At 66.7% G+C, this 26376-nt stretch carries 22 protein-coding genes; 12 read left to right on the top strand and 10 right to left on the bottom strand.

Annotated features, from left to right (window positions below; genetic code table 11):
* Positions 1-142 precede the first annotated feature (142 nt).
* From DOL89_RS05325 to DOL89_RS05310, 4 genes are all read left to right on the top strand, one after another.
* Positions 143-2344: a helicase-related protein gene (locus tag DOL89_RS05325; RefSeq protein WP_119678204.1), complete on the top strand. Its 2202-nt coding sequence runs from the start codon at positions 143-145 to the stop codon at positions 2342-2344.
* A gap of 268 nt (positions 2345-2612) precedes the next feature.
* A complete protein-coding gene (locus DOL89_RS05320) occupies positions 2613-4040 on the top strand; it encodes an alpha,alpha-trehalose-phosphate synthase (UDP-forming) (protein WP_119678203.1) in 1428 nt (475 codons plus the stop codon).
* Between the two features lie 283 nt (positions 4041-4323).
* Entirely contained in the window at positions 4324-4695 is a 372-nt protein-coding gene (locus tag DOL89_RS05315) for a hypothetical protein (protein ID WP_225889903.1), read from the top strand.
* Positions 4696-4706: 11 nt separating this feature from the next.
* Complete coding sequence (locus DOL89_RS05310; protein WP_119678202.1) at positions 4707-6149, top strand: DUF998 domain-containing protein; 1443 nt, start codon at positions 4707-4709, stop codon at positions 6147-6149.
* 9 nt (positions 6150-6158) lie between these two features.
* Here the strand turns inward: DOL89_RS05310 and surE are convergent, their stop codons facing one another.
* The gene (surE, locus tag DOL89_RS05305) at positions 6159-6941 is read right to left on the bottom strand and encodes a 5'/3'-nucleotidase SurE (RefSeq protein WP_119678201.1); all 783 of its coding nucleotides are present in this window, start codon (positions 6939-6941) and stop codon (positions 6159-6161) included.
* Positions 6942-7048: 107 nt separating this feature from the next.
* On the opposite strand from surE, the gene DOL89_RS05300 reads away from it, so the two are divergent.
* Positions 7049-7381, top strand: a complete 333-nt coding sequence (locus DOL89_RS05300; protein WP_119678200.1) for a DUF1491 family protein — start codon at positions 7049-7051, stop codon at positions 7379-7381.
* A gap of 18 nt (positions 7382-7399) precedes the next feature.
* On the opposite strand, the gene DOL89_RS05295 is transcribed toward DOL89_RS05300, so the two are convergent.
* Both DOL89_RS05295 and DOL89_RS05290 read right to left on the bottom strand, forming a co-directional pair.
* Positions 7400-8962: a CYTH and CHAD domain-containing protein gene (locus tag DOL89_RS05295; RefSeq protein WP_162937343.1), complete on the bottom strand. Its 1563-nt coding sequence runs from the start codon at positions 8960-8962 to the stop codon at positions 7400-7402.
* Between the two features lie 145 nt (positions 8963-9107).
* Positions 9108-9635: a SixA phosphatase family protein gene (locus DOL89_RS05290; protein ID WP_119678198.1), complete on the bottom strand. Its 528-nt coding sequence runs from the start codon at positions 9633-9635 to the stop codon at positions 9108-9110.
* 127 nt (positions 9636-9762) lie between these two features.
* On the opposite strand from DOL89_RS05290, the gene DOL89_RS05285 reads away from it, so the two are divergent.
* Both DOL89_RS05285 and DOL89_RS05280 read left to right on the top strand, forming a co-directional pair.
* Complete coding sequence (locus DOL89_RS05285; RefSeq protein ID WP_119678197.1) at positions 9763-11940, top strand: RNA degradosome polyphosphate kinase; 2178 nt, start codon at positions 9763-9765, stop codon at positions 11938-11940.
* Between the two features lie 42 nt (positions 11941-11982).
* Complete coding sequence (locus DOL89_RS05280; RefSeq protein WP_119678196.1) at positions 11983-13506, top strand: Ppx/GppA family phosphatase; 1524 nt, start codon at positions 11983-11985, stop codon at positions 13504-13506.
* A gap of 52 nt (positions 13507-13558) precedes the next feature.
* Here the strand turns inward: DOL89_RS05280 and DOL89_RS05275 are convergent, their stop codons facing one another.
* From DOL89_RS05275 to DOL89_RS05255, 5 genes are all read right to left on the bottom strand, one after another.
* Positions 13559-15697 (bottom strand): TonB-dependent receptor, encoded by a 2139-nt coding sequence (locus tag DOL89_RS05275; protein WP_119678195.1) that lies wholly within the window; start codon positions 15695-15697, stop codon positions 13559-13561.
* A 104-nt stretch (positions 15698-15801) separates the two neighbouring features.
* Complete coding sequence (locus tag DOL89_RS05270; protein ID WP_119678194.1) at positions 15802-16515, bottom strand: HdaA/DnaA family protein; 714 nt, start codon at positions 16513-16515, stop codon at positions 15802-15804.
* Between the two features lie 28 nt (positions 16516-16543).
* The gene (locus DOL89_RS05265; RefSeq protein ID WP_119678193.1) at positions 16544-17713 is read right to left on the bottom strand and encodes an AI-2E family transporter; all 1170 of its coding nucleotides are present in this window, start codon (positions 17711-17713) and stop codon (positions 16544-16546) included.
* Positions 17710-18297 carry a CDP-alcohol phosphatidyltransferase family protein gene (locus DOL89_RS05260; protein WP_225889902.1) on the bottom strand — a complete coding sequence of 196 codons (588 nt, stop codon included), beginning with the start codon at positions 18295-18297 and terminating at the stop codon, positions 17710-17712. The genes DOL89_RS05265 and DOL89_RS05260 overlap by 4 nt, the downstream gene beginning before the upstream one ends.
* 9 nt (positions 18298-18306) lie before the next feature.
* The gene (locus DOL89_RS05255; RefSeq protein ID WP_119678192.1) at positions 18307-19824 is read right to left on the bottom strand and encodes a DUF2066 domain-containing protein; all 1518 of its coding nucleotides are present in this window, start codon (positions 19822-19824) and stop codon (positions 18307-18309) included.
* Positions 19825-19983: 159 nt separating this feature from the next.
* Here DOL89_RS05255 and purM point away from each other — a divergent pair, with 159 nt between their 5' ends.
* The 3 genes from purM to DOL89_RS05240 all read left to right on the top strand — a co-directional run bounded on the left by purM (position 19984) and on the right by DOL89_RS05240 (position 22024).
* A complete protein-coding gene (gene purM / locus DOL89_RS05250) occupies positions 19984-21045 on the top strand; it encodes a phosphoribosylformylglycinamidine cyclo-ligase (RefSeq protein ID WP_225889901.1) in 1062 nt (353 codons plus the stop codon).
* Positions 21033-21683, top strand: coding sequence for a phosphoribosylglycinamide formyltransferase (purN, locus tag DOL89_RS05245; protein ID WP_119678190.1), 651 nt, complete (start codon positions 21033-21035; stop codon positions 21681-21683). Before purM ends, purN begins: the two co-directional genes overlap by 13 nt.
* A 119-nt stretch (positions 21684-21802) precedes the next feature.
* Positions 21803-22024, top strand: coding sequence for a hypothetical protein (locus tag DOL89_RS05240; RefSeq protein WP_119678189.1), 222 nt, complete (start codon positions 21803-21805; stop codon positions 22022-22024).
* Between the two features lie 144 nt (positions 22025-22168).
* Here the strand turns inward: DOL89_RS05240 and ndk are convergent, their stop codons facing one another.
* Positions 22169-22591, bottom strand: coding sequence for a nucleoside-diphosphate kinase (ndk, locus tag DOL89_RS05235; RefSeq protein WP_119678188.1), 423 nt, complete (start codon positions 22589-22591; stop codon positions 22169-22171).
* Between the two features lie 225 nt (positions 22592-22816).
* Between ndk and DOL89_RS05230 the strand changes: the two genes are divergently transcribed.
* Positions 22817-24706, top strand: coding sequence for an ABC-F family ATP-binding cassette domain-containing protein (locus DOL89_RS05230; protein ID WP_119678187.1), 1890 nt, complete (start codon positions 22817-22819; stop codon positions 24704-24706).
* Between the two features lie 167 nt (positions 24707-24873).
* Positions 24874-25473, top strand: a complete 600-nt coding sequence (locus tag DOL89_RS05225; protein WP_119678186.1) for a class I SAM-dependent methyltransferase — start codon at positions 24874-24876, stop codon at positions 25471-25473.
* Positions 25474-25489: 16 nt separating this feature from the next.
* Here DOL89_RS05225 and DOL89_RS05220 read toward each other — a convergent pair whose 3' ends face one another.
* Positions 25490-26248, bottom strand: a complete 759-nt coding sequence (locus DOL89_RS05220; RefSeq protein ID WP_119678185.1) for an SDR family NAD(P)-dependent oxidoreductase — start codon at positions 26246-26248, stop codon at positions 25490-25492.
* Between the last annotated feature and the right edge of the window lie 128 nt (positions 26249-26376).

Here is a 26376-nt window from a genome sequence, read left to right as displayed (position 1 = left end):
CCCGCCACCGATGTTCCATCAGGCCGGTCTGCTATATCCGGCTCGCGTTTCCGGATCGGATCGCCCGCACCATTACTCTTGGCGGAACACCATTCCGCGTGCATCTGATGCCAGACCACAAGAACAGGACCGACCTGCCCCGATGGACGACAGCATCCTCACCGCCGACCCCGATCTGATCTTTTCCATCGCCCGCCATCATCCGGAAATTCTGACCTTGGAGAAGGTCGGGCTGGACCGGATCGAGCATGCGGATGCGCTGGGCTTGGCGCCGCTGGGCCTGCCGCTGCCGAAGGGCCGGCGCGACCTGCTGGTGCCGGCGGAGCGGCGAGAGTCCGTGGTCCGGGAGATCGAGGCGCAGATCGACCGCGCGCAACGCCGTGCCGCGATCCTGGAACAGGGCCGCCGCGCTCTTGAGGGCACCGACGTGACCCTGACAGTGGCCGAAGCGCGGGACCGGCTGAAGGTGCGGATGATGGAGGCGCTGGACTGGCCGGGGATGCCCGGCCCGATCCGGCTTGAGGCATCCAGGACGGTGGATATCGATGAGCTGTCCGGACTGGAGGATGAGGAGCTTCGCACACGCCTGACCGGCGACCCGCAACTTCACCAGCGGCTGGAGCAGGCGTTGGGCGATGTGGCCCAGCGGCTCTGGAAGCTTCAGGACACGGTGGGCGACGCCGATGACAGCTGGACCTTCGAGAACCTTGCCGAGCGACTGTGGAAGGTAACCCGCACCAACCACCAGCCCAACGACATCCTGCGCCGCTGGGTAGAAGTGGAGGAGACCTGGCGGCACGACCGCGCCATTGCCCGCGGACGCGACTACGTCAACACTGAGTTCGACTTCGCCCGGTTCGAGCGGCTCTTCCCCCTTGCCCGCTCCCTGAACCGCAAGCTGGTCCTGGTCATCGGCCCCACCAATTCCGGCAAGACCCACCGGGCCATGGAGGCGCTGAAGCGGGCGGAGACCGGCATCTACCTCGCCCCGCTGCGTCTCCTGGCACTGGAGATCATGGACCGGCTGAACCGGGACGGCACGCCCTGCACCCTGCTGACCGGCGAGGAGGAGATAAGGGTTCCTGATGCCCGCCATGTCGCCTCCACCATCGAGATGCTCGATCCCGACGATCCGGTGGATGTGGCGGTGATCGACGAGGTGCAGATGCTGGCCGACAAGGATCGCGGCTGGGCCTGGACCGCGGCTCTGATGGGTGCCCCGGCCCGCACCGTCTATCTGCTCGGCGCGCCCGAGTCCCGGCCCCTGATCGAGAAAGCCGCCGCTCATCTGGGCGAGGAGCTGGAGGTGGTGGAGCTTGAGCGGAAGCAGCCGCTGCACCTGATGGAAGACCGGCTGGAATGGGGCGACGTTAAGAGGGGCGATGCCTTGATCGCCTTCTCCCGCAGGGAGGTGCATTCCGTGCGCGACACGGTGTTGGCCCGTGGGCTGACCGCCGCCGTGATCTATGGCGCCCTGGCCCCCGATGTGCGCCGCCGCGAGGCGGAGCGGTTCGCGACGGGTGAGGCCGACGTGGTGGTGGCGACCGATGCAATCGGCATGGGCCTGAACCTGCCGGTCCGCCGCGTGCTGTTCACGGCGCTTGAGAAGTTCGATGGCGTGGAACAACGGCCACTGACATCCACCGAGGTGAAGCAGATCGCCGGCCGCGCCGGCCGCTTCGGCCATCATGAGATGGGTGAGTTCGGCGTGGTGGGGCGCGGCACGCCGCAGGCCCTGCGCATGCTGCTGAACCGCCCGGACGTGGTATTCGGGCCGAAGACCCAGCTCACCGTCCGGCCCACCCGCGCCATGGTGGACAGGCTGGCCAGCCGCATCGGCAGTCATAGTCTGTCCCTGCTGGTGGACTGCTTCGCCGCCGCAAAGACAGCCGGCTCCCCCTTCCGTGTCGCCGATCTGGCCCCGCTGCGCCAACTGGCCCAGGCCCTGGATGACCGGGATATGAGCTTCGAGCAGAAGCTGGCCCTGCTCTTCATCCCTGCCGATCTGGAAAGGGAGAACGATGCCCGCTTCTTCCACCGCATGGCCCGTGCGGTGGAGACGGGAGAAGCGGTGCCCGTCGGCACCGTCATTCCCGCGCGCTTCGACCGGCTGGACGGGCTGTCGCTGGAGGAGCTGTCGCGGACCTGCGATCTCTACTACTGGGCCTCGCGCAAGTTCCCCTCCCTCTTCCCCGACCGCACAGAAGTGCAGAGGCGCCGGGCGGAAGTCAGCAGCCGGCTCTCCGATATTCTGGCCTCAACCGCCCGGCGCCGGAGGGAAAAGGCGCCGAAGGCAGGTTTCCGCGGTGCGGCGCGTAAGCGGTACGGGCCGAAGCGTCGCTGAACATCCGGAGGATGCGCCCGAAATACCGGCACACGTCATAGGCTCCGCGCCAGGATTTCATCCCTTACGGCTGGTATTGCCACGTACGGGTTGACATTTCATGCGTGCAGCATGGACTATAACCGAGCCGGATATCCCGGCCCTTCTCTTTGTCTACTGCTAAGGCACATGGAGGTTCGCACGGCCGCATTGCGGTCGAAAGGGCGGCTGTCTGCGCTTGCTTGTTCGTCAGCATCGAGGACTGCCGCGTCCAGAATGGAGTGTGCGCATGTCCCGACTCGTCGTGGTGTCCAATCGTGTCGGCCTGCCGAGTTCCCGCGGGGGGCGCGCCGGCGGTCTCGAGGTCGCGTTGACCGAGGCGCTACAGGCCAAGGGCGGGCTCTGGTTCGGGTGGAGCGGGCAGGTGGCGGAGGCGACATCCACCGCACCGAAGCTGACCACCCTCAACGACATCACCTATGCCACGGTCGATCTCGGCCACTCGGATCATCGCCCTTATTACGAGGGCTATGCCAACGGCGCGCTCTGGCCCATCTTCCACTACCGCCTGGATCTGCTTCGCTATGTGCGGGAGGAGTTCGACGGCTATCTGCGCGTGAACGCCAGACTGGCCGCCATGCTGGCGCCGTTGCTACAGCCGGATGACGTGATCTGGGTGCATGATTATCACCTGATCCCGCTGGCCTCGGAGCTTCGCCGGCTCGGCGTCGGCAACCGCATCGGCTTTTTCCTGCATACCCCCCTGCCCAGCCCCGATGTCCTTGTCGCACTGCCGGGACATGCCGCGCTGACGGAAGCGCTTGCGGCCTATGATCTGGTCGGGTTCCAGACCCGCCGGGACCTTCACGCGTTCCAGTCCTATATCCGGGAGGAAGCAGGCGGTGAGGTAACGGATGACGGACATATCCTTGCCTTCAGCCGCGTCTTCCGCGCAGGCGCGTTCCCGATCGGCATCGACACGCCCACCATGGAGACCCTGTCGACTGAAGCGGCCGAGTCCGAGGAGGCCCGGCGATTGAGGGACAGCCTGGCCGGCAGGTCGCTGATCATCGGCGTGGACCGGCTGGATTATTCCAAGGGCCTTCCCCACAGATTGGCGGCATTCGAACATCTGCTGGCGACAAGGCCGGAGCATCGCGGCAACGTTACCCTTCTGCAGATCGCCCCGCCTTCCCGGTCCGCCCTGGCCCAGTACAAGGCCCTGCGGCGCGAACTGGAGCAGGCGGCCGGACGCATCAACGGCCGCTTCGCCGAGTTCGACTGGACACCGATCCGCTATGTCGGCCGGACCCACCGGCGGGAATTGCTGGCGGGGTTCAACAGGACCGCACGGGTCGGGCTGGTGACGCCCCTGCGCGACGGCATGAACCTGGTAGCCAAGGAATACGTCGCCAGCCAGAACCCCGACGATCCGGGCGTGCTGGTGCTGTCCCGCTTTGCCGGGGCGGCGCAGGAACTGACCGGGGCGCTGCGGGTCAATCCGCTGAACATGGAGGAAACAGCCGATGCCTTGCACAGGGCGTTGATCATGCCGCTCGCCGAACGGCGTGCGCGCTGGGAGGTCATGATGGAGGGGCTGCGACGCAATACGGTGGGCGCCTGGGTGGATGGCTTCCTGTCGCTGCTGCGCCGCCCGTCGGACCAAGCCGAGCAGGAGCCGCTGCCTCCGCCGCGGCCCCCGCGGGCGGCAGCATGACTCCCGCATCTCCGGTCGTTCTTCCCGCTGCGGAATTCGCTTTCTGGGGGGTGGTGTGGAAGGGTGCAATCCCATGGTGGTCGCGGGGTTAACCCGGTTGCACCCCGGCTACCGCGCGTGCCCAGAGGCGAAGCGGCGGGAAGCGGGCGACGATAGCTTCTGCAAGGTGTTGTGAATACGTCCGGCCCGACGGAATGGCAGCCATGCTGCGGCCCGCAAGACCGAGCCGGGAACATGCGCAACACCCAGCTCCTGGGATCAGCCAGTCGCAAGGAGGCCCGCTATGAATGTCACCGCCCCTGCCCGCCCCGGCATGAGCGTCGCGGTACAGAGCCGTATGTACCGGCAGGGCGATGTCCTATTGGTCGGCGTCGATACCCTTCCCACCCATGTCTCGCCGGTGGCGCGGGATGATGGCCGGATCGTCCTCGCCTATGGCGAAGTCACCGGCCATGCCCACGCGATCTGGAGCGAGCGCGTCCAGTTCTTCCGCGAGGATGGTTCCGGCCGCGGCTTCATCCAGGTCCATGGCAGCGAGCCCGTGGCGCTCAGCCATGAGGAGCACAGCCCGATCTCGCTTGAGCCCGGCACCTACGAGGTCGTGCGGCAGCGCGAATATGAGCCGAAGGCGCGTCCGCGGGCCGTTGCGGACTGAGGAGTCGGCTCATGGAGGCGGATGGTCCGGGTCCGGCGCCTGCCGGACCCGAAGTCCTCCCTGCTGTCCCCGTCTGGCCCAGCTTGGCGGAATGGCGTGAGCGTCTGACCTGGCGCAGGATACGGCGGCGTGCCGATCCCGACCTGGACCAGGCCGAACGTGCCGTCGCGGAGGGGAGCATCGCCCGCAGCTACGAGGCCGCCGGGCTTGCCCCGCCGATGCAGGTGATATGGGTCGGCGGCCCCGGTCAGGCCCAGTCCGTGCTGACCCGGTCGGGTTGGAGACGCGCCTGGGCTTGGGGGCTGCTGGGGATCGCAGGCCTTGCCGCGGCACTTGGCTTTGTCGGTCCGGCCATAGGCCTGTCGCCGGATGTCACCGACCTTCCGCAGGGCGCGTTGGTCGTTCTGGGTTTCCTGCTGATCGCGCCTTGGATATTCGCGATCGTGCTGACCGGTGCTACCAACGCCCGGCCGCGTCCGGACTGGAAGCTGAATACGCTTCCCGTCATCGTGGCATTGAGCTGCATCCTCATCGGCACATTGGGAAGCGCCGTCGGCGAGCTGCCTCCGTTGGCGGCGCTTGGCGCGCTGCTGGCCCTTCCGGCCTCCATCGCGCTTGCGGTTGCGCCTGCGCCCGAGCCCGGATTCCGGAAACTGCCGCGCTTCGGGCGATCCGTCGGGCCGAAGATGTCGAATGCCTTCCGACATTTGCTGGACCGCGCGCGCGAGAGCACCCGGCCCCGCCCCTACGGGCTGGAGATGGCGGAGCTTCTCTCCTCCCATGTCCGGCTGCTGGCGACCGCCAGCCCGCCCAACTTTGATACGCCAGTCGCCTTCTATGCGGTGGATCGGCTGATCCGCGTCGCGCCCGACCCGAACAGGATTTCGACCCCCGACACCTTGAAACTTCAGGAGAAGCTCGCTGCATTCAGCGACATGGTGTTCCGTGTCGACTGCATCTGGGCTTTCTCCAAGGTCGCGGTGGCCATGGAGCCGCCGGTGGAGGTCCATCTGGATGAGCGCGGACGGTTCCACCACATGGACGGGCCGGCCGTGAGATGGAAGGACGGCAGCCTGCTGTTCGCGGTGGAGGGGCGCTTCCCTGCCGATCCGCAGATACTGTTCGCGCCGGAGACCTTGTCAGCACTGCAGATCCGGCAGGAACCGGACCCCGGCGTGCGCCGTGCCCTGATCTCTCACTACGGGCCCGAACGCATCATGCGGGAGATGGGACGCCGCGTCGCCCAGGACAAAACCGGCGAGTTATGGCGGGTCGATGATTTCGATGGGGAGCCGTTGGTGATGGTGCGCGTCATCAACTCCTCGCCGGAGCCGGATGGCAGCTTCAAGCCCTACTGGCTGCGTGTGCCGCCATCCACGACGAGCGCCCATGCCGGAGTTGCCTGGACCTTCGGGCTGAGCCCCATGCGTTACGACCCGCAGGTTGAGACCTGAGCCGCGGGCTCAGCCCCGTAGCCGGGTCAGCGCCGCCATATCCGTCATATCGGTGCCCAGCGGAGTCACGGCCACAGCGCGGCGGCGCAGGGCGGCCACGTCGCTGTCGTCCGGCTGCTCACCCGGATGCCGGCGGAAGCCGAGCCAATGGTAGCTGAGACCGCGCGTGTCGGTCCGGCTCTCCACATCCACGCCCATCAGCGAACCCCGACCCTGCCTGGTCACCTCGATCCCGGTGATCTGGTCCAGATCAACGTCCGGGAAGTTCACATTCAGCACGGTTCCGCCCAGCTCCTCCACTCCGCCCTGCGCGTCCAGCCAGTCGAACAGCTTGGGGACCAGGGCGCGGGCAGTGGGCCAGCGCACCGCATCGCGGTCGCGGAAGGCGAGACTGAAGCCAATCGCCGGGATACCGAACAGACGCGCTGTCATCGCCGCCGCGACCGTGCCGGAATAGGTGACCTCGTCCCCGATATTGGCGCCGCGGTTGATACCGGACAGCACGATGTCGGGCGGCGCTGCTTCCATAATCTGTCGAATGCCAAGGATGGTGCAGTCGCTGGGCGTTCCGCCGACGGCAAAACGGCGCGGCCCGCGGGAATAGATCCGCAGGGGGTTGTGCAGGCTGACGGAGCGGGAGGTGCCGCTCTGATCGTGCTCCGGCGCGACAATCCAGACTTCGTCGGCCAGCTCTTCCGCCGCCTCCGCCAGCGTTGCCAGCCCCGGCGCGTCGATCCCGTCATCGTTGGTCAGCAATGCACGGGCGAAGCGGCGACGGCTGGAAGCTTGCATCCTGGGGCTCCACGGGTGTTGTTAGACAGCGGCGCACCGGAACCGATATCCGGGCGCCGACAAGAAAGCCCACCCGCCCCGCAAAGTCGAGCGTGGAAAGTACCTCAATGGAAGAGCGGCTGCCGACCCACCTCTATGTCCAGAGCCACCTCTGGCGCTGCAGCGCGGAGGGCATTCCCGTCTACGTCGTGCGCCGCGGGGAGCGGGAGAGCGGGATGATTCTTCTGAAAGTCGCCCAGCCCGGCGGATCGAAGGTCTATAGCCAGAGCCGGGATATGGAGGGGCGGTTGGGCTGGCTGGCGGGGCTTGGCGGCGATCTTGTTCCGGAAGCCGATGCCAACGCTTACATCGAGCGTCAGGTCATGCGCGATCCCGACATCTGGGTGATCGAAGTGGAAAGCCGGGATGGAAGCCATCCCTTCGACGGGCCGATGATCTAGAGGCCGATGATCTGCTGCTCAGCCGAAAGGTTGGGGCGCGGTCCGCAACGCGGTCCAACTCCGGACCAGATCGCGCCGGGCCTCCGCCCGGACACGGTCCAGCTTCCGGCGGAGCGGCTTGAGTTCCGCCCTGGCCGCCGGACCGGTCTCCTCGGCCAGATCGTCCAGGAGTCCGATGGCCTGATCCGCATCAGCCGCCACCTTCAGAACGGCGCGGAAATCCTCCACCGCCGTGCGGAGCGGACGGACCCGATCCGGCGGGAAGACGGCGCGGCAGAAATCCACCGCGTAGCGAAGCCGCTGGGTCCGCCGCCACAGCTTGCGCCAGTTCTCCCCCCCCTCCTTGCCGGACAGCACCTTGGCGGCTCGGGCCACACGATCCAGGCGTTCGGCCAGAAGGGTGGGAGCGAGTTCGGTCATCGGCACAGCAAAGGGTCCGCCCTCCGCCCAATCCCCGCCTTCCAGCCATGCCCCAAAGGCCAGCATCCAGCCGGTCCAGCGGGGAGATGCCAGGCTCTCCAGCGCGGCCACGCGCGCCACCCGTCGACGCCCCGCCACTGCGGCGGCGAGTGAGCGCGGACTGTCGGCGTCATGCATCAGCGGGGCGATGTGGCGGTCGTGCATCCGCTCCCACGTCCGCGCCGTTTCGAGCGCCGCTCCCAAATGCCGGAGTTCCGTCCGCAGCCCTTTGCCGCGCGCACTTGTCACCACTGTCTTGAAAAGCCCGAAGGCAGCATCGAGGCGGCGCACGGCTGCCGCCATCTCCCGCAACGCCTCCGGATCGCTGCCCGCCAGCACGGCGGGCTCGTTGTCGAGCAGATGACTCAGTCCATTGCGGCCGATATGCCGGAACGCCTCCGCCACGGTCGTGAACGGCGTCAGGCCCAGGGGCCGCGCCGGCGCCGCCGCAGGCAGCCTGCCCGTCAGCAACGTCAAGCCGAGATCCGCCTTTGAGCGGGAGGCCAACCGCAGCGGCACCCGCTCGTGGATCGCCAGCGCCAGGCTGAACAGGTCGGCCAGCCGGCCATTCTTCAGCTCGAGTTCGACCTCGCTGATCGCGGCATGGGTGGTGCCGCCATCCAGGCTCCGCGCGCTGATCTGCCCGCGATCGAGGGCAAGCTCCACCTCCGCCTGGGGATGTGGACGCAGCTGAAATGTCGCGCGTTGTACGTCGGTGCTAAAGACGGGGCCGAGCTGATCCAGCAGGTCCGCCGGAACCACTGTCGCCAGTTCCCCGGTCCGCAACGTGGCGAGATCTGGACCATCGCCCGTGATCTCCCACTCCCACTCGCGGCGGATGGCGATGGCGGCGGAGTCGCCGGCACCGCCGCCGCCCATGGTCTTTACGGCCTGCACCTGCCTGCCGGCCTCGCGGCGGACACGCAGGGCAAGCCCGCGCCGGGCAAGCTCCAGGCCGGGCGTATCGTAGTAGGTGGTGTGCTGACGTTTACGCCCCGGTCCGGCGATTGTCGCCGCACTCACCAGATCCAGCTCCGCGATCTGGGTCAGGTCGCCGGGCGTCGCATGCAGCTTGAGTTCGACCTCACGGCCGCCGCTGGAGGTTCCGGCAGTCCGGGGCACCGGGTCCGGCCACGCTGCACCGACGGGATCTGATGGTGGCATTCGGGTCAATGGAGCGGGCCGCCTGCTCGGAAACGGACCCGCCTCACATAGCGCATGCTGAACGGTACGTTAAGCCCTAATGGACCTCCACCATGGATTGGGGTCAGTCCAGGCTGCGGGGCGTCACGTAATCGGCCAGCATCGCCTGGCCCCAGTCCAGGCCGCCCCACCCCTCCCCCGAGTTGATGGAGAGCGTGACGAAGCCCGCCGTCGGCAGTTTCGCATGGAGGGAGTGCATCAACTCCTCCGGCCCGTCCGCGGCGAGGCCGGTCGCCAGCTTGTGAAGGTCCGGATTGTGCGCCACCACCATTGCAGCCCCTACCTCCTCCGGCAGGCCGCGCAGCCGCTCCAGCAGGGCGTCCGCGCCGCAGAGATAGAGGTCGCGCTCCACCAGGACCCGCGGCGGGGACGTCCAGGCCGGCAGCACGCGCTCCAGCGTCTGGCGCGCGCGCACCGCGGTGGAGCAGAGGACGAGGTCGAGCATGGGCGGCCCGGCCTTGCGCTCCCCCAGATATTTCGCCATGGTCGCGGCAGCCCTTTGGCCACGCGGCGCGAGCGGCCGGTCGTGATCATCCAGGTCCGGATCGTCCCAGGCCGACTTTGCGTGACGCAGTAAGTAGAGTGTTTTCATGGCAACGCGGACATCCAGCTCCGGTCCCCGGCGGCGGCCATCGGCCCAAAGGCCACTTGCCGCATCCGTAGCCAAGCCTAAAACCGTAACGGACGCAACCTATACTGCCGCCCCTTCCGCCGGTGAAATGGCGGAACCTTCTGCTGCGCAGCTGACCGAGGCCCCTGTGAGCGAGCTCCTGGAACCTACGATCGATACGTCTTCCCCCGACCGCTTCATCAACCGGGAACTCTCCTGGCTGGCCTTCAACCAACGGGTCCTGGAGGAAGCCTATAACAGGAACCACCCCCTGTTGGAGCGGCTGCGGTTCCTGTCCATCTCCGCCAGCAACCTGGATGAGTTCTACATGGTCCGCGTCGCCGGTCTGAAGGCGCAGGTGGCCGCTGGGGTGACGACGCCGTCGGACGACAATCTGACCCCGGCGCAGCAGCTTGCCGCCATCAACGCCCGGGTCAGCGACCTGATGCGGGACCAGCAGGCCTGCTGGCTGATCATGCGGCGGGAACTGCGGGAGGCCGGCATCGCCGTGATCGAGCCGGAGGAGCTGAGCCCGGCCGAGCATGATTGGCTGGAAGCCAAGTTCCTGGACGATGTCTTCCCGGTTCTGACGCCCATCGCCGTGGACCCGGCGCACCCCTTCCCGTTCGTGCACAATGGCGGATTCGCCTTGGCGCTCCAGCTCTGGGACCCGGTGAAGGCCAATAATCTCGACGCGCTGGTGCTGATTCCGCAGCAGCTGGACCGGTTCGTGCGCCTTCCGGGGTCGGAGCTGCGCTTCGTCCTCATGGAACAGCTCATCCTGATGTTCATCGACCGGCTGTTTCCTCCCTTCGTGCTGAAGGGGCACGGGGTCTTCCGGGTTCTGCGCGACAGCGATATCGAAATCGAGGAAGAGTCGGAGGATCTGGTCCGGACCTTCGAGACGGCACTGAAGCGGCGCAAGCGCGGCGTCGTGATCCGGCTGGCGATCAATGCCGGGATGGGAGCGGAGCTGCGGGAGTTCCTGACGAACCAGCTTCACGTTTCCGCCGATGATGTGTTCATGCTGGACGGGCTGCTGGGCATGGCGGACACCAAGCAGCTGATCGTGGATAACCGTCCCGACCTGCTGTTCCCGCCCTACAATGCCCGATTCCCGGAGCGCATCCGTGATTTCGGCGGCGATTGCTTCGCCGCGATCCGGCACAAGGACATCATCGTCCACCACCCGTTTGAGAGTTTCGACGTGGTGGTGCAGTTCCTGCGGCAAGCCGCGCAGGACCCGAACGTGCTGGCGATCAAGCAGACGCTCTACCGCACCTCCAAGAATTCACCCATCGTCGCCGCCCTGATCGAGGCGGCGGAGCAGGGCAAGAGCGTCACCGCGCTGGTGGAGCTGAAGGCCCGCTTCGATGAGGAGGCGAACATCCGCTGGGCCCGCGACATGGAGCGGGCGGGCGTGCAGGTGGTCTATGGCTTCGTCGACCTGAAGACCCATGCCAAGGTCAGCCTGGTGGTCCGGCGCGAAAGCCATGGGCTGCGCACCTACGTGCATTTCGGCACGGGCAACTACCACCCGATCACGGCCAAGGTTTACACCGACCTGTCCTTCTTCACCTGCGACCCCGGCCTGGGGCATGACGCGGCCCACATGTTCAATTACATGACCGGCTACGCCACGCCGAAGTCACTGGAGAAGATCGCCATCGCGCCGATCACCCTGCGCCAGACGCTGCTGTCGCTGATCGATGCGGAGATCGCGCACGCCCATGCCGGCCGCCCGGCGCAGATCTGGGTGAAGCTGAACTCGCTGGTCGATGCCCGCATGATCGACAAGCTGTACGAGGCATCCCAACACGGGGTGCAGATCGACCTGATCATCCGCGGCATCTGCTGTCTGCGGCCCGGCATCACGGGCCTGTCGGAGAACATCCGGGTGAAGTCCATCGTCGGCCGCTTCCTGGAGCATGCCCGCATGATCTGCTTCGGCAACGGGCACGGGCTGCCGCACCAGCAGGCCAAAGTCTTCATCAGCTCCGCCGACTGGATGCCGCGCAACCTGGACCGCCGGATTGAGACCCTTGTTCCCATCGAGAACCCGACGGTGCATCAGCAGGTGCTGGACCAGATCATGGTCGCCGACCTGAAAGACGATGCGCAGAGCTGGACATTGACCGGCGACGGCCAGTACCACCGGGTCGAAGCGCAGCCGGACGGGTTCAGCGCGCATACCTACTTCATGACCAATCCCAGCCTGTCCGGCCGCGGCAGCGCATTGAGCGAGGCACGTTTGCCCCCGAAGCTTGTTCTGAAATCGGCGCGGTAAGCACCTCGCTCGTCTGTCCTCTATCTCAACGATCCGGACCCCATGCCGACACAGCATCACCGTCAGGCCGCCGACCAGCCGCTGGAGGGCCGCGTCGCGGTCATTGATATCGGGTCCAATTCCATCCGGTTGGTCGTCTATGACCGTCTCTCCCGCTCCCCGACGGCGGTCTTCAACGAGAAGGTTCTATGCGGTCTGGGAAAGACGCTGGAGCGCACAGGCCGACTGAACCCCGAGGGTGTCAAGCAGGCGCTGGAGAACCTGACCCGGTTCCAGCGCCTGATCGATGGAATGCAGGTGGTCCGAGTCGACGTCCTGGCCACGGCAGCCGTGCGCGACGCCGCCGATGGGGAGGCATTCGTCGCCGAGGTGAAGCGCCGGACCGGTCTCGACATCCAGATTCTGACCGGTACGGACGAGGCGCGTCTTGCCGCCATGGGCGTGCTGTCCGGGACGCCGGGCGCCGACGGGCTGGCCGGTGATCTCGGCGGCGGCAGCCTGGAACTGGTAACGCTGGACCGCGGCATCATCGGACAGCAGACAACGACCCCGCTCGGTCCCCTGCGGCTCATGGAGTCGACTGACGGGAAGATAGCTGCCGCGACCAAAGTGATCGACCAGCATCTTTCAGCCCTGCCCTGGATTCATGAGGCGCGGGGCCGCACCTTCTATCCCGTGGGCGGAAGCTGGCGGGCACTTGCCAAGATGCACATGGAGCAGGCCAACCACCCCGTCCACATCATCCATCACTACAGCATCGCCGGCGACGACGCTGCCGGCTTCGCCGGCCTGATCGCCCGGCAGAGCCGGTCTTCCCTTGAGAAGGTGCCCGGCGTATCCCGCCGCCGCCTGGAGACGCTGTCGCTGGCGGCATTGGTGCTGGAGCGGGTGGTCAGGACGGTGCAGCCGGCCCGCGTCGTCTTCTCCGCCTTCGGATTGCGCGAGGGGCACCTTTTCGAACTGCTGTCGGCGGATCACCGCCGGCAGGACCCGCTGCTCACCGCCTGCACCGAGATCGCCCAACGGCTGGGGCGCTTCGGCGCTGCGGAGACGATCAGCCAATGGACCGCCCCCCTCTTCGCCGGGGAGGACGAGAATGCCGGGCGGCTGCGTCAGGCAGCTTGCCTGCTCTCCGACCTTGGTTGGGCGGAACATCCGGACTACAGGGCGGAACATGCCTTCCTGCGTATCCTGCGCATGCCGTTCGCCGGCATAGACCACGCCGAACGCGCCTTCCTGGCAACGGCCAGCTTCGTCCGCTACAGCGGCACTCTGGATGGGGAGGTTCTGGCCCCGGCCAAGGGCCTGCTGAAGGACGGGCCGATCCAGCGGGCCTACATCCTGGGGCTGGCCCTGCGTCTTGCGCAGACTCTGACCGGTGGGGCGATGATGATGCTCCAGCGCACAGCCCTGCGGCTCGGCGACGAAAAACTTTCCCTCATCCTGCCGGAGGATGCGGCGGCCCTGGTGGGCGAGGCGGTGCAACGCCGCCTGGACAGCCTTGCCAAGGCCCTGAACCGGAGCGGCGAGATCATCATCCAGACCGCGCCGAAACTGGCCGGCTGAGCCAGATCGCTTCGAAGGGCCGCAGTCGCGTACCGCGGCCCTTGTTCCGAGTTCAGAATTTGACCTTTGCCGACAGGAACAGCTCCCGAGGCGGCTGCGGATAGGCGGCGAGCGGGCCGTCATTGCTGGCGACGACCGTTTTCACCTCCCGGTCCAGAAGGTTCCGCACGGTGGCGGTCAGCTCCAGCCGGTCGTATGCCCTCGGCGTCCAGCTCACCGCTGCGCCCAGCAGGGCATATCCGCCGGCTTTGACCGTATTGGCCGGATCGTACCAGTAGTCCCCGGCGACATCCGCCCAGAGCCTCGCCGTGAGGCCAGCTTCCGGCAGCGCCTGCGTTACCGTAACCCGCCCGGCATGGCGCGGCACGCCGGCAACATGGTTGCCGGTGAAATCGAAGGGCCGTTCGGTCTCAGGCTCGATGAAGGCGTTCTCCGTCCATTCGGAGTCCGTCAGCCCGTAGGTGATTCCGACCAATAATCCCGGAACCGCATCGGACAGATTGGCCTCTGCCTCCAGCTCGACCCCGCGGGAGCGCTGACGTCCGCTGTTGATCGTCTGTGCGGTCCCGTTCACCGGCAGAAGCTGCAACAGGTCTCGCCGGGTAAGCTGGTAGACGGTCAGGCTGCCGGACAGCCGCCCCTTCAGCAGGCTACCCTTCACCCCGGCCTCGACGTTCCGGGCCAGTTCCGGGTCCAGCCCGGTATCCCGCCCCCGGAAGGACCAGATCGGCCCGAAACCCGGGCTGAAGCCCTCGCCGTAGGCGGCATAGGCCGTCACCTCGTCGCTGATGCGCCAGCGCGCCGACAGCTTCGGGCTGATCCTCTGGTCCGTGTCCTCGGTCCGCTGAACCTCTCCGGCATTGAAGTCGGGCGCATAGGTCACATCCCGGCTGAACCGGTCGAAACGGGCACCCGCGCTCAGGGTCACCGACCCGATATCCAGGTCGCCCTGCAGATAGCCGGCATAGGTCCGTGCCGTGCTGTCGCCGTCCAGCAGCCGCTCCGCCAGCCAGGCGTCGCGATTGATATGCTGTCCCGTCGTGAGGTCGCGGCGCTGGGCGAAGAAGAACTGGTCGTCCAGCTCCCCCTCCCAGGTCTCGACATGATGGGCATCCACCTGCTCGAAGCTGACCCCGCCCACCAGTTCGACCGGGCCCAGGCTCCAGTTCACCTGCTGCTCGGCGAACAGCGTGTCGGTATCCCCGTCCACCTGGAAGCCGGAGAAGGCGATCCAGCCCTGTGACGGATCGAACGGAACGAGAAAGCCCTGCCGGGCCGTGGTCTTGCTCTGCCGCGCATGCAGGCGGGTGGTGCCGGTGAGCCCAGGGGCGATCTCCGCTTCCAGGATGGCGGTGCCGGTCAGCATGCGCTTGGAGAAGCCGGCATCGTCCTCGTTCCAGTTCGCTTCCCGACCGCCGGGCAGGCCGTAGAGTTCGCCCTGCGCATTGACCGGCAGTTCGCCGGCCAGTTCCTGCTCGGCATCCACCCAGGTCGCGGTCAGGGTCAGTTGTCCCCATTCCGCGAGGTTCAAGAAGTGTTTGGCGAACAGGTTTTCCTCATTGCGGCCGGTGCGGTCGCGCCAGCCATCGCCGCGCTGCACCTCGCCGGACAGCAGCAGCGCTCCGCCCTCCACCGTCGGCGTCTGTAGAAGTGCGCCGATACTGCGCCAGCCGTGGCTTCCGATGCCTGCCTCCACCTGCCCTTCCAACGCATCCCCGACATTGCGGGTGATGTAGTTGATGGTGCCGGCGATGGCGCCGCGGCCGTACAGGGCCGACATCGGCCCACGCACCACATCGACCCGCCCGGTCGCGCCGAATGGAAGCTGCTCCAGATCCACCTCATCGTCGCCGGTGACGAAGGGAACCCCGTCCATCAACACGACAAGCGTGTCGTTATGGACGCGGTTCGGAATGCCGCGGATGGTGATGTCGGTATAGGTTCCGGCATCGTTGGTCTTCAGCGACACACCGGGCAGCCCCCGAAGCTCCTCCCCGATGAAGCGGGTCGCCATCGGCTCGAACTCCGCACGGGACAGGGTCGAAACGCTGGCAGCGACATCACGCAGAGGCTCCGCCCTGCGGCTGGCCGTCACCACGATCTCATCAAACGCGCTGTCCGCCGCTGTCGCAGGGGATGCGGCAAGGGCGGCAATGGAACTGGTGCAGAGGAGCAGGAGAGACATACGCATCGGTGAACCGGATGAACAGGAAGGATGCGCGGGTGTACTTCATCCGTGTCGGCGGTCAATCCGAAGCCGGCGAATGCGACGATCCGGCACGCCCGCCGGCCTGATCAGACGCCCGGTTCCGGATTCTCCGGCGACCTGACAGCCGGCGTCCGTTCGCCCAGCACCTGCCGACAGAAATGCGGCGTAATCGGCTTCTTTGCGGCCAGGGCTGCGCGGTCAAGCGCGTCGACCACCCGCCGGGCATTGGCGAAGCTGCGCTCGGTATGGGTCATCAGCCAGGTGATGACATCCTCCCCCACCCGGATCTGCCGGTCCATGAACAGCTTGACCAGCACCGCCATCAGCAGCGCATCGTCGGGCGCCGCCATGCCCACGGCCGGCGCCGCCAGCAAGCGCGAGCGAAGGTCCGGCAGGCGCAGTACCCAGTTGATCGGCGCATTGTCGGCCAGCAGCAGCAGATAGCCGTTGACCTCCTTCGCCGCATTGTAGAGGTGGAGCAGCGCCCGTTCCATCAATGGGTCGCCGGCAACCTCCTGCGCCCGGTCCAGGACGATCGCGCGCATGGGGCGCAGCAATTCCGGCACATCCTCGATGCTGAGGTCCTCCGGACCGATCAGGCTGGCGCGGCTGCGGGCGCGCCAGATCTGCGCAAGATGGCTTTTCCCGCTGCCCTTCGGCCCGAACAGCACCAGGGCCGGCGCCGGCCAGTCTGGCCAGGAATCCAACCACGCCACTGCATCGGCATTGCCGGGGGCCACGAGAAAATCCGCCTCGCCCATGGCGGAGCGGTGCCCGAGATCAAGGGGCAACTGCTTCATCACATCCTGCTCGCCATGCCGATGCCGGTCAGGGGGCCGGTGTCGCGTCGACCGGCGCCCTCACCTTGGTGGCCGGCGGCGCAGGCGGCAACTCCGCCGGTGCGCCGGCCGTTCCATCCGGGCCAGCCGAGGTACCATTTCCGGTGCCCCCCGTATAGAGGGAGCTGGAAAGATACTGCGTCAGCAGGAAGCGGACCAGTACCCCGATCACCGCTGCCACCGGCACGGCCAGAAGCACCCCGGTGAAGCCGTACAGGCTGCCTCCGGCAAGCAGGGCGAACATCACCCAGACCGGGTGAAGTCCAACCCTTTCCCCCACCAGCTTCGGCGTCAGGAAATTGCCCTCGACCGCCTGCCCGAAGATGAAGATGCCGACCACCAGACCCACGCGCCACAGCTCGTCATACTGGAAGAAGGCGATACCCACGCTGGCCACGAACCCGACCAGCGAACCGACATAGGGAATGAAGGACAGCAGCCCTGCTGTCATGCCGATGACCAGCCCGAACTGCAGCCCCGCCAGCGACAGGGCCACGGCATAGAAGGTTCCCAGCACCAGACAGACTGTCGCCTGCCCGCGCACGAAGCCCGCCAGAGTGTCGTCCACCTCCCGCGCCTGCTCCCGCACCGTCTCCACATGCTGACGTGGCAGCCAGCCATCCACCGCCCCCACCAACCGGTCCCAGTCGCGCAGAAGATAGAAGGCGACGATGGGCGTGATAAGCAGGATGGAGATGACGTCGAACAAGGCGACGCCGCCGGAGAGAAGTCCGCGCAGCATTCCAGCGACCCAGCCGACAGCCGTGCCGGCATAATCGCTGACAGCCGCCTTCAGCCGCTCCACCTCTTCCGGGCTCAGCCGCTCGGCCAGGGCGACGGCGCGGGGAATGCCTTCTTCCCGAATCCAGGCGACCCATCCGGGAACGGCGTGGGCGAACTGGACGATCTGGGAGCGGACCAGCGGAAGCACCAGGATGAATGCCAGTATCGCCACCAGCGCAAAGGACAGCAGCACGATGGTGGCGGCCATCCAGCGCGGCGCACCCAGCCGCTCCAGCCGGTCCGCCAGGGGATCGAGGAAGTAGGCGATCGCCATGCCGGCCACGAAGGGCAGCAGCATCTCCGAAAACAGCCAGATGAAGGCTGCAAAGGCCAGGAAGACCAACAACCAGATGCGGAGCTGTCGTCCCGGACTCATGTCTTCTCCCCTGCCCGCGGCACGTCCCGCCCCTCACCGGGGGAGCGCAGGATGATGATGCCACGGGTGATGTAGCCGACCAGCGACCAGGCGGTGGTTGCCGCCACCACATACTCCAGCGGAACCACATAGGGGGCCAGCCCTACGCCCGCCCCGTGAACCGCCAGCTCCAGCGCCACCAGCGCGATCTGCAGGAAGGTATTCACCTTGCTGATCCAGAGCGGCTGCATGGCCAGCCGCTCCCGCCGGAGGGTAAGGTAGGACACGCCGGCCACGATTATGATGTCGCGGGCAACCGCCAGCACGACCAGCCACATCGGCACTATGCCGACGATCCCCAGCGCAATGAAGCTGCCGACCAGAAGCGTCTTGTCGGCGATCGGGTCCAGGTAGCCGCCAATCTTGGTACGGGCGCGGAAGCTGCGCGCAATGAACCCGTCCAGCGCGTCGGACACGCCACAGGCGACGAACAACCAGAAGGCCGCCCCCAGCCGGCCGTTCAGGATCAGCCAGACCAGAAGCGGCACAGCCAGCAGCCGGGCCACGGTGATGATGTTCGGAAGATTGACGACGAGGATTCGCAAGTGGCGGCCTCACGGCGTTCCGGGCGGAAGGGTTCCGGTCCCGCCCATGTCGGCCGGCACCGGCGTTCCGTACACCGCCGGCTGCGGCTGCACCGCGGCGGCGCCACGCCACTGCAATTGCCAGCGCGGCTCCGCCTGCGGCGGCATCGCGCCGGAAAGCGGCATCTGGCCGACGAAGGCCGGCGGCGGCTCGCTCAGCAGCAGGTCCCGCTGGGCCAGCGCCGTGCGGAGCCCATTCGAATCGCCAAGATAGTAGAGTTCGATGTCCGCCTGATCGCGCGACAGTTCGATCAGCCGTGTCCGGGTCACGGTCGGAACCTGGGCCAGACGCGAGCGCGTCTCCATCCATTCCTTCAGGCTGGACAGCGGCACGCGCACGCTGAGCACGCTTTCATTGCCGGTTTCCAGAAGATTGGCCCGAATCCAGTTCTGCTCCAACGCTGCCGCGACCTGGGTAACGGCCGCAGGAACAAGCTGGGCCGCCTCCGGCGGAACCGCGCCGGCACCATCCTCGGGCAGTTCCTCGCTGAATCCGGCTGCAGGCTCCTCGCCGGTCGCCGCCGGCTCGACACCGACAGTCACCGCTCCGTCCTCCGGCAGCGCCGCCGAGGGAGGCAGTTCAACCGTCAGCACCTCCGGCTGTCCCTGGAACCGGTGGATGGTAACGATGGACATGAGCCCGCGCGGACGGTCCGTGTCCTCCGCACCGCCCTCGGACGGTACCGCTTCTGCCGCCTGATCGGGCGAGGTCATGGCGGAACCGGGGCTTGCCAGGAAAGACGTCGGGTCGGCGGGAGCGAACGGGTCCTGGGGCGGCGGCGGGGGCTGAAGCTCGCCATCCAGCCCGAGCCGGGCCACTGCCACCGCTCCGGCCCCGTAACGGTCGGCGATCCGGCGCATCGCCTCCTCGTTTCCGGCCAGGGCCTCATTGACATCAATATCCGTCACATCCTGGATTTCGCCATAGGGCACCAGGATCGGCAGCAGGCTCGGCGGGGCGGAGAAGTTCTCCCACGCCTGACGCCACGGAGTTTCCCGCTGCCACAGCACCGGCTCCTGTCCCGTCTCGTCCACAGGCAGAATCAGCACCGGCTTCGACCTGACCTCCGCATAGCGGATGCCGTTCGAGAGCATCAGCGACCGCACGGCAGCCGGCCGAAAGCTGACATTGATCTCCGCCACATAGCGAACGGAGGAACTCCGCTCGGACACCACCTCGAAGCTGTCCACCATCTGCTCGATCTCGGCCGCTCCGAGGGCGGGCAGCCTTGCCCCGTCCTCATCCAGGGTCAGCCGATCGAACAGACGGGCGAAGGCGTCGCGCTGAGCCTGGGCGATCCCCTGCTCGCGGGCCACCGCAGCGCTGGCTGCGGTCACGTCCGCCGGCACCCGCTCAACCGTGAAGACATCGTCCCGGGTCTGGGCGACGGAGGGGACCGGCGACAGCGCGGTCATGCCCGCCAGGGGCATCGCCACGAGGGCCAGCGGGAGGAACCTGCGCAGGAGGGGAATGCAGCGGACCAGCATTGCAATGGATTCCGATCTTGCTATGTTCGGCCCCGGTTACAACGACCGGCGGCCCCCATGGTTACAGGCGGGTGCACGGATGCACAGCCGCCTGTCAGGGAACGGTGCTTTTGCTGTTTTAGCCCAGCCGCTACCGCGATTGCCAGAAGCGAGGATACCTTGAGCAGCTACTCCTACAAGGACGCCGGCGTCGACATCGACGCAGGCAACGCGCTGGTCGAGGCAATCAAACCCCTGGCCAAGAGCACGGCGCGCACCGGTTCCGACGCAGGACTCGGCGGTTTCGGCGCCCTTTTCGACCTCCGCGCTGCCGGGTTTCAGGACCCTCTTCTGGTCTCCACCACCGACGGCGTCGGCACCAAGCTGAAGGTCGCCATCGAGGCCGGAAAGCACGATACGGTGGGAATCGACCTGGTTGCCATGTGCGTCAACGACCTTGTCGTGCAAGGGGCGGAACCGCTGCTTTTCCTGGACTATTTCGCGACGGGCAAGCTGGACGTCGCCGCAGGCCGGGCCATCGTCTCCGGCATCGCCGAGGGGTGCCGTCAGGCCGGCTGCGCCCTCGTCGGCGGTGAGACGGCGGAAATGCCCGGCATGTACGCCGAGGGTGATTACGACCTCGCCGGCTTCTCCGTCGGTGCGGTGGAACGCAGCCGGGTCCTGACCGGCGTCGGCGTGGCGGAAGGGGACGTCGTGCTGGGTCTCGCCAGCTCCGGCGTCCACTCGAACGGCTACAGTCTGGTCCGCAAGCTGGTGGAAGTTTCGGGCCTGACCTACGGCGACCAGTGCCCGTGGGACTCGGGCCGCACGCTTGGCGAGGCCTTGCTCACCCCGACCCGGATTTATGTGAAGCCGGTGTTGGCCGCCGTAAAGGCTGGCACGGTGAAGGCCCTTGCCCACATCACCGGCGGCGGGCTGATCGAGAATATCCCGCGCGTCCTGCCGGACGGCACCGGCGTAGAGCTGGATGCCGCCGCCTGGACCCTGCCCCCGGTTTTTCGCTGGCTGATGCGGACGGGCGACATCGCCCCGCATGAGATGGCACGCACCTTCAACTGCGGTATCGGCATGGTCGTGGTCTGCCCCGCCGACCGGGCCGAGGAGGCGGCGAAAATCCTGGCCGATTCCGGTGAGACAGTGACCCGCATCGGAAAGGTCGCCGCCAGCGCCGATGGTCAGGAGCGTGTTCGGATTGCAGGGCTGGACGGATGGCGCGGCTGAAGCTCGGGGTTCTGATCTCGGGGCGCGGATCGAATCTCCAGGCCCTGATCGACGCAGCCGCCGATCCCGCTTTTCCCGCCGAAATCGCGCTGGTTCTTTCCAATAAGGCGGATGCGCTGGGACTGGAACGGGCGCGCAAAGCCGGCATCGCCACTGCGATCGTGTCCCACCGCGGCTTTGCCGACAAGCCGACCTTTGAGCAGGCGATGACGGAAGCCCTGGAAACGGCGGGGGTGGAGCTTGTCTGCTTGGCCGGCTTCATGCGCCTGCTGTCGCCATGGTTCGTGGAACATTGGCATGACCGGCTGATCAACATCCACCCGTCGCTGCTGCCCGCCTTCCCCGGCCTGGATACTCATCGCCGCGCCCTGGAGACAGGCGTGCGCTTCCATGGCTGCACCGTGCACTATGTTCGTGCGGCCATGGATAACGGCCCGATCATTGGCCAGGCGGCGGTGCCGATCCTGCCCGGCGATACGGAGGATGCGCTGGCGGACAGGGTACTGACCCAGGAGCACCGGCTTTATCCGCTTGCGGTCAAGCTGATCGCGGAGGGCCGGGTGCGGGTCGTGGACGAGCGGGCGGAGATCACGGGCCAGCCTACCGCGCCCGAACCGGTCCTGAACCCGCCGGGTTGAGGGATCGCCGGACCTGCGGCAACGGTTCCTGCGCCGAAACGCACATCCGACTTGTCAGCAGCACAGGGACTGCTTAAACCCTGGGCAAAGGGTACGGCATCAATCCAGGGGTAAGAGACATGGCCGGTCACGACAACACCGTCGTCAACGATGCGCTCGTTCGCGAGCATGCGGCGAACTGGGCGGGCTTCACCCGCTTCGTCACCATGGGAATCATCAGCGTCATCCTGATCCTGCTGATGTTCCTGCTGCACTTCTTCGTGGGCTGGGGCTACGCCGTCGTCTTCATGATCCTCGGCCATATCGCTCTCGCCATCGCTGCGATGCTGGGCAAGGTCTGACGCGCCGGCCGCGGACAGGATTTCCAGGGCCGCCGGAGCGATCCGGCGGCCCTTTGTCTTGCCCGCGCCCCACTGAAGCTGGATACGAAAAAGGCCGCCGGATCGCTCCGGCGGCCTTTCCGTCCTAACCGGACCGGGCTGCAATCAGCCGACGATCTCGATCTCGCTGAAGAAGAAGGCGACCTCACGGTTCGCGTTCTCCAGGCTGTCGGAGCCGTGAACCGAGTTCGCCTCGATGCTCTCGGCGAAATCCTTGCGGATGGTGCCCGGGGCGGCATTGGCCGGGTTGGTGGCGCCCATGATCTCGCGATTCTTCGCGACGGCGTTCTCACCCTCCAGCACCTGCACGACGACCGGGCCGGAGATCATGAAGGACACCAGCTCGCCGTAGAACGGGCGCTCGGCATGCACCTCATAGAACTTCTCGGCCTGCTCCTTCGTCAGGCGGACGCGCTTCTGCGCGACGATGCGCAGACCGGCATCCTCGAAGCGGGCGTTGATCTTGCCGGTGAGGTTGCGGCGGGTCGCGTCGGGCTTGACGATCGAGAGCGTCCGTTCGACGGCCATGTCTATTCTCCTGGATACCTGGAAATTTGCGCGAGCTTATAGCGGCGGGCGTGCCGGCGGGCAACGGCCTTTTTACGCCATGAGGATGAGTGGCAGCGTTGCGCCGGTCGCACTGCGCGTAGCGACAGGCCGCCAAGGTTGTCCCCCGCCCCTGGCATGGGGGGCAAGCGGGCCCATATGAGGGGCGGGCTTTGGCCCGACCAAAACCCATGCTATGACGCGCCTATGCTGCTGATCAACGATCTTACATACCGCGTGGCCGGGCGCGTGCTGCTGGACCAGGCGACCGTGACCATCCCTGACGGGCACCGCGTCGCCATCGTCGGCCGCAACGGTACCGGCAAGTCCACCCTGCTGAAGCTGATCGCGGGGGAGCTTCAGCCCGATGCCGGCGACATCCGCCTGAACAGCGGCGCCCGTATGGGTTGGGTCCGGCAGGAAGCGCCGAGCGACAGCCGCTCCCTGATCGAGACCGTGCTGGCCGCGGACACGGAACGGGCAAGCCTGCTGGCAGAGGCGGAGACGGCCACCGACCCGTCCCGCATTGCCGACATCCACGCCCGTCTGGTGGACATCGAGGCGCATTCGGCGGAAAGCCGGGCCGCCCGCATCCTGTCCGGCCTGGGGTTCGACGCCGAGGCTCAGCAACGCCCCTGCAGCGACTTCTCCGGCGGCTGGCGCATGCGTGTCGCCCTGGCAGCGGTGCTCTTTACCGAACCCGACCTGCTGCTGCTGGACGAGCCGACCAACCACCTGGACCTGGAGGCGACGCTCTGGCTGGAGGATTATCTGCGCGCCTATCCGCGCACGGTGATCATCGTCAGCCACGACAAGGACCTGCTGAACAAGGTGCCGACCACCATCGTGCATCTGGACCGGCTGAAGCTCACCTCCTACACCGGCAATTACGACACCTTCGCCAAGACGCGCGCCATGCAGATGGAGCTGCTGAAAGCGCAGGCGGCAAAGCAGGACATGCAGCGCAAGCACCTGCAGAGCTTCGTGGACCGGTTCCGCGCCAAGGCCACCAAGGCCCGGCAGGCGCAGAGTCGCATCAAGGCCATCGAGCGGCTGGGGCCCCGCATCCAGGTGCTGGAGGACGAGACCACCAGCTTCGACTTCCCCTCCCCCGACGAGCTGGCGCCGCCGCTGATCGCGCTGGACGGCGTCACCATCGGCTATGGCGAGAAGGCGGTGCTGCGGGATGTGGGCTTGCGCATCGATGCCGACGATCGCATCGCGCTGCTGGGCGCCAACGGCAACGGCAAGTCGACGCTGGTGAAGCTGCTGGCCGGCAAGCTGAAGGCCATGGCGGGCGAGGTGAAACGGTCCGGCAAGCTGCGCGTCGGCTACTTCGCACAGCACCAGACGGATGAGCTGAACCTGGACTGGACGCCGGTGCAGCAGCTCGCCACCATCATGCCGCAGGCGAACGAAACCCAGCTCCGCAGTCATCTCGGCCGCTTTGGCCTTGGCCAGCAGAAGGCGGAGACGAAGATCGGCAGCCTGTCGGGCGGCGAGAAGGCAAAGCTGCTTCTCGCCATGATGACCCGCGACGCCCCGCATATCCTGATGCTGGATGAGCCGACCAACCATCTGGACATCGACAGCCGCGATGCGCTGGTTGAGGCGCTGAACAACTATGAGGGCGCGGTCATCGTCATCAGCCACGATCCCAACCTGATCGAGCTGACGGCCGACCGGCTGGTCCTGGTCGCGGATGGCACCGCCAAGCCGTTCGAAGGCGACCTTGAGGAATACAAGAAGCTGCTTCTCGACCGGGCCCGCTCGGCCAACCGGGAGGCGAAGGGCGAGGCCAGATCCAAGGAGCAGCGCAAGGAGGAGCGGCGCGCCGCAGCTGAAATGCGCGCACAGTTGGCCCCGCTGCGCCGGAAGATCGAAGAGGCGGAGAAGAAGCTGGCCAGGCTGACCGCCAAGCGCGGCGAGCTGTCGGCGAAGCTCGCCGATCCCGCGCTTTATTCCGGTCCGGCCGACAAGGTCACCCGGCTGCAGATCGAGCTCGGAACACTGGAAAAGGAAATCGAGGAGGTCGAGTCGCAGTGGCTGGATCTGTCGGAGCAGTTTGAACAGGCAGGTGCGGAGGCGCCCGCCTGACATCCACGCACAAACTCTTCTCGGGGCAGCGTGGAACGTTTCCGGTTCGGCCGGGTTCCTCTGCGCAAGCCTCTCCTCCAGGCCGAATCATTGCGCCGGCCGGATATGCATGCCATTTCTCCTCCACCCGCCCGCTCCATTCCATGTCACGAAAGGGTCGTTTCGCGATGCCGCTGGACCGTGTCGAGGCTAGGTCGGCTACCAAGCCACAGCACCCCGCCCTGTTGTTCCTCCGGCGGTGGCTGGCCAACCCGATAGCGGTGGCGTCGATCACCCCCTCGGGTCCGGCCCTTTCAAATCTGATCTCCAGCTTCGTCCGCCGTGAACAGGATGAAGTGATCGTCGAGTATGGCGGCGGAACCGGGGCGATCACCAAGGCCCTGCTGGATTTCGGCATCCCTCCTTCCCGCCTCTATTCGGTGGAGATGGACAAGGAGCTCGCCACCTATCTCCGCGGCCAGTTCCCGGACATCAATGTGCTCCAGGGCGATGTCCGCAACATCCGCTCCCTCCTGCCGCCGCAGCATATCGGCAAGGTCGGCACCGTGGTGGTCGGCATCCCGATGATCCTGATCCCGCTGGAAGCCCAGCGGCAGATCGTGGATGAGATCTTCAAGATCATGCCGGAAGGCCGCCAGTTCCTGGCGTACACCTACTCCGCCCGCTGCCCGCTGAAGCGCAAGGCGCTCGGCGTGGAGGGCAAGCGCCTGGGCTTCACCATGGCGAATATCCCGCCGGCCAGCGTCTGGGGCTTTACCCGGAAGTAACCGGGAACCGACGACCCTATTTCCGCGGCGCCCTAGCGAGCAGCCTGTCCGTCCAGGCCGGCGGCAGTGCGGCCAGCAGCCAGGTCGCCGCATAGGTCGGCCAGGGAAAAGCGATGCGGGACCGGTCTGCGGCCAATCTGGCGACAATCAGCGCGGCAGCCCTGTCCGCATCCATCAGGAATGGCATGGGGAAGCGGTTCACCGCCGTCATCCTGCTCCTCACGAAGCCGGGACAGATGACGTTCACGGATATGCCCTGCCCCTTCAGGTCCCCGCGCAACGCCTCGCCATAGACCCGCACCGCCGCCTTGGATGCGCAGTAGGCGGGTGCTCCCGGCATTCCCCGGAATCCGGCCAGTGAGGCCATCAGGGCGATCTGCCCGCGCCTGCGCGCCGCCATGCGGGGAATCAGCGGGTGGATGGTGTTCAGAACGCCGTCCAGGTTGGTGGCGAAGATGGCGCGCGCCTGCTCCTCCGTCTCTCCGCCCCTGCCTGTGCCGGCGGAGATGCCTGCATTGGCGATGACCAGATCAATGGGCGCCGTCTCATCCTGCGCCAGCACCCAGGCGGCAAACGCCTCCCGGTCCGTTACAGGCACGGTGCTGGTCTCCACGGCCGCCCCCTTCCCTGTACAGGCTGCTGCGACGGCGGTCAGGCGTTCGGCATCGCGACCGGTCAGAAGCAGCCTGCGTCCCTGACGGGCGTAAGCGAGGGCCAGCGCCTCACCGATGCCGCTGGACGCGCCGGTAATGAGGATGCAGGCGGGATCGCGCATGGATGGGTCCTTCCCGACCAGGGCCGAGTTTCTTGTTGCACAGCGGCATCGGGTCTATAACCCCACTACCGTTCGGCGGATGACCTTCGCCGGATCACCTCGTCCCACAGCATTAGCCGAGTCCGCGG

Origin of the sequence: Indioceanicola profundi (assembly GCF_003568845.1) — a bacterium.
Lineage (GTDB): Bacteria > Pseudomonadota > Alphaproteobacteria > Azospirillales > Azospirillaceae > Indioceanicola > Indioceanicola profundi.
The sequence above is the reverse complement of the archived record's forward strand: the minus strand, read 5'-3'. Positions and strand labels throughout refer to the sequence as shown.

Coding starts and splice junctions, on each gene's coding strand:
- DOL89_RS05270 (WP_119678194.1), bottom strand. CDS start 16,515: ATGAAGCAGTTGCCCCTTGATCTCGGGCACCGCTCCGCCATGGGCGAG.
- DOL89_RS05285 (WP_119678197.1), top strand. CDS start 9,763: ATGGCGGAACCTTCTGCTGCGCAGCTGACCGAGGCCCCTGTGAGCGAG.
- DOL89_RS05320 (WP_119678203.1), top strand. CDS start 2,613: ATGTCCCGACTCGTCGTGGTGTCCAATCGTGTCGGCCTGCCGAGTTCC.
- DOL89_RS05255 (WP_119678192.1), bottom strand. CDS start 19,824: ATGCTGGTCCGCTGCATTCCCCTCCTGCGCAGGTTCCTCCCGCTGGCC.
- DOL89_RS05225 (WP_119678186.1), top strand. CDS start 24,874: ATGCCGCTGGACCGTGTCGAGGCTAGGTCGGCTACCAAGCCACAGCAC.
- DOL89_RS05325 (WP_119678204.1), top strand. CDS start 143: ATGGACGACAGCATCCTCACCGCCGACCCCGATCTGATCTTTTCCATC.
- ndk (WP_119678188.1), bottom strand. CDS start 22,591: ATGGCCGTCGAACGGACGCTCTCGATCGTCAAGCCCGACGCGACCCGC.
- DOL89_RS05265 (WP_119678193.1), bottom strand. CDS start 17,713: ATGAGTCCGGGACGACAGCTCCGCATCTGGTTGTTGGTCTTCCTGGCC.
- DOL89_RS05240 (WP_119678189.1), top strand. CDS start 21,803: ATGGCCGGTCACGACAACACCGTCGTCAACGATGCGCTCGTTCGCGAG.
- DOL89_RS05300 (WP_119678200.1), top strand. CDS start 7,049: ATGGAAGAGCGGCTGCCGACCCACCTCTATGTCCAGAGCCACCTCTGG.
- purN (WP_119678190.1), top strand. CDS start 21,033: ATGGCGCGGCTGAAGCTCGGGGTTCTGATCTCGGGGCGCGGATCGAAT.
- DOL89_RS05280 (WP_119678196.1), top strand. CDS start 11,983: ATGCCGACACAGCATCACCGTCAGGCCGCCGACCAGCCGCTGGAGGGC.
- DOL89_RS05220 (WP_119678185.1), bottom strand. CDS start 26,248: ATGCGCGATCCCGCCTGCATCCTCATTACCGGCGCGTCCAGCGGCATC.
- DOL89_RS05315 (WP_225889903.1), top strand. CDS start 4,324: ATGAATGTCACCGCCCCTGCCCGCCCCGGCATGAGCGTCGCGGTACAG.
- DOL89_RS05230 (WP_119678187.1), top strand. CDS start 22,817: ATGCTGCTGATCAACGATCTTACATACCGCGTGGCCGGGCGCGTGCTG.
- DOL89_RS05275 (WP_119678195.1), bottom strand. CDS start 15,697: ATGCGTATGTCTCTCCTGCTCCTCTGCACCAGTTCCATTGCCGCCCTT.
- surE (WP_119678201.1), bottom strand. CDS start 6,941: ATGCAAGCTTCCAGCCGTCGCCGCTTCGCCCGTGCATTGCTGACCAAC.
- DOL89_RS05310 (WP_119678202.1), top strand. CDS start 4,707: ATGGAGGCGGATGGTCCGGGTCCGGCGCCTGCCGGACCCGAAGTCCTC.
- DOL89_RS05290 (WP_119678198.1), bottom strand. CDS start 9,635: ATGAAAACACTCTACTTACTGCGTCACGCAAAGTCGGCCTGGGACGAT.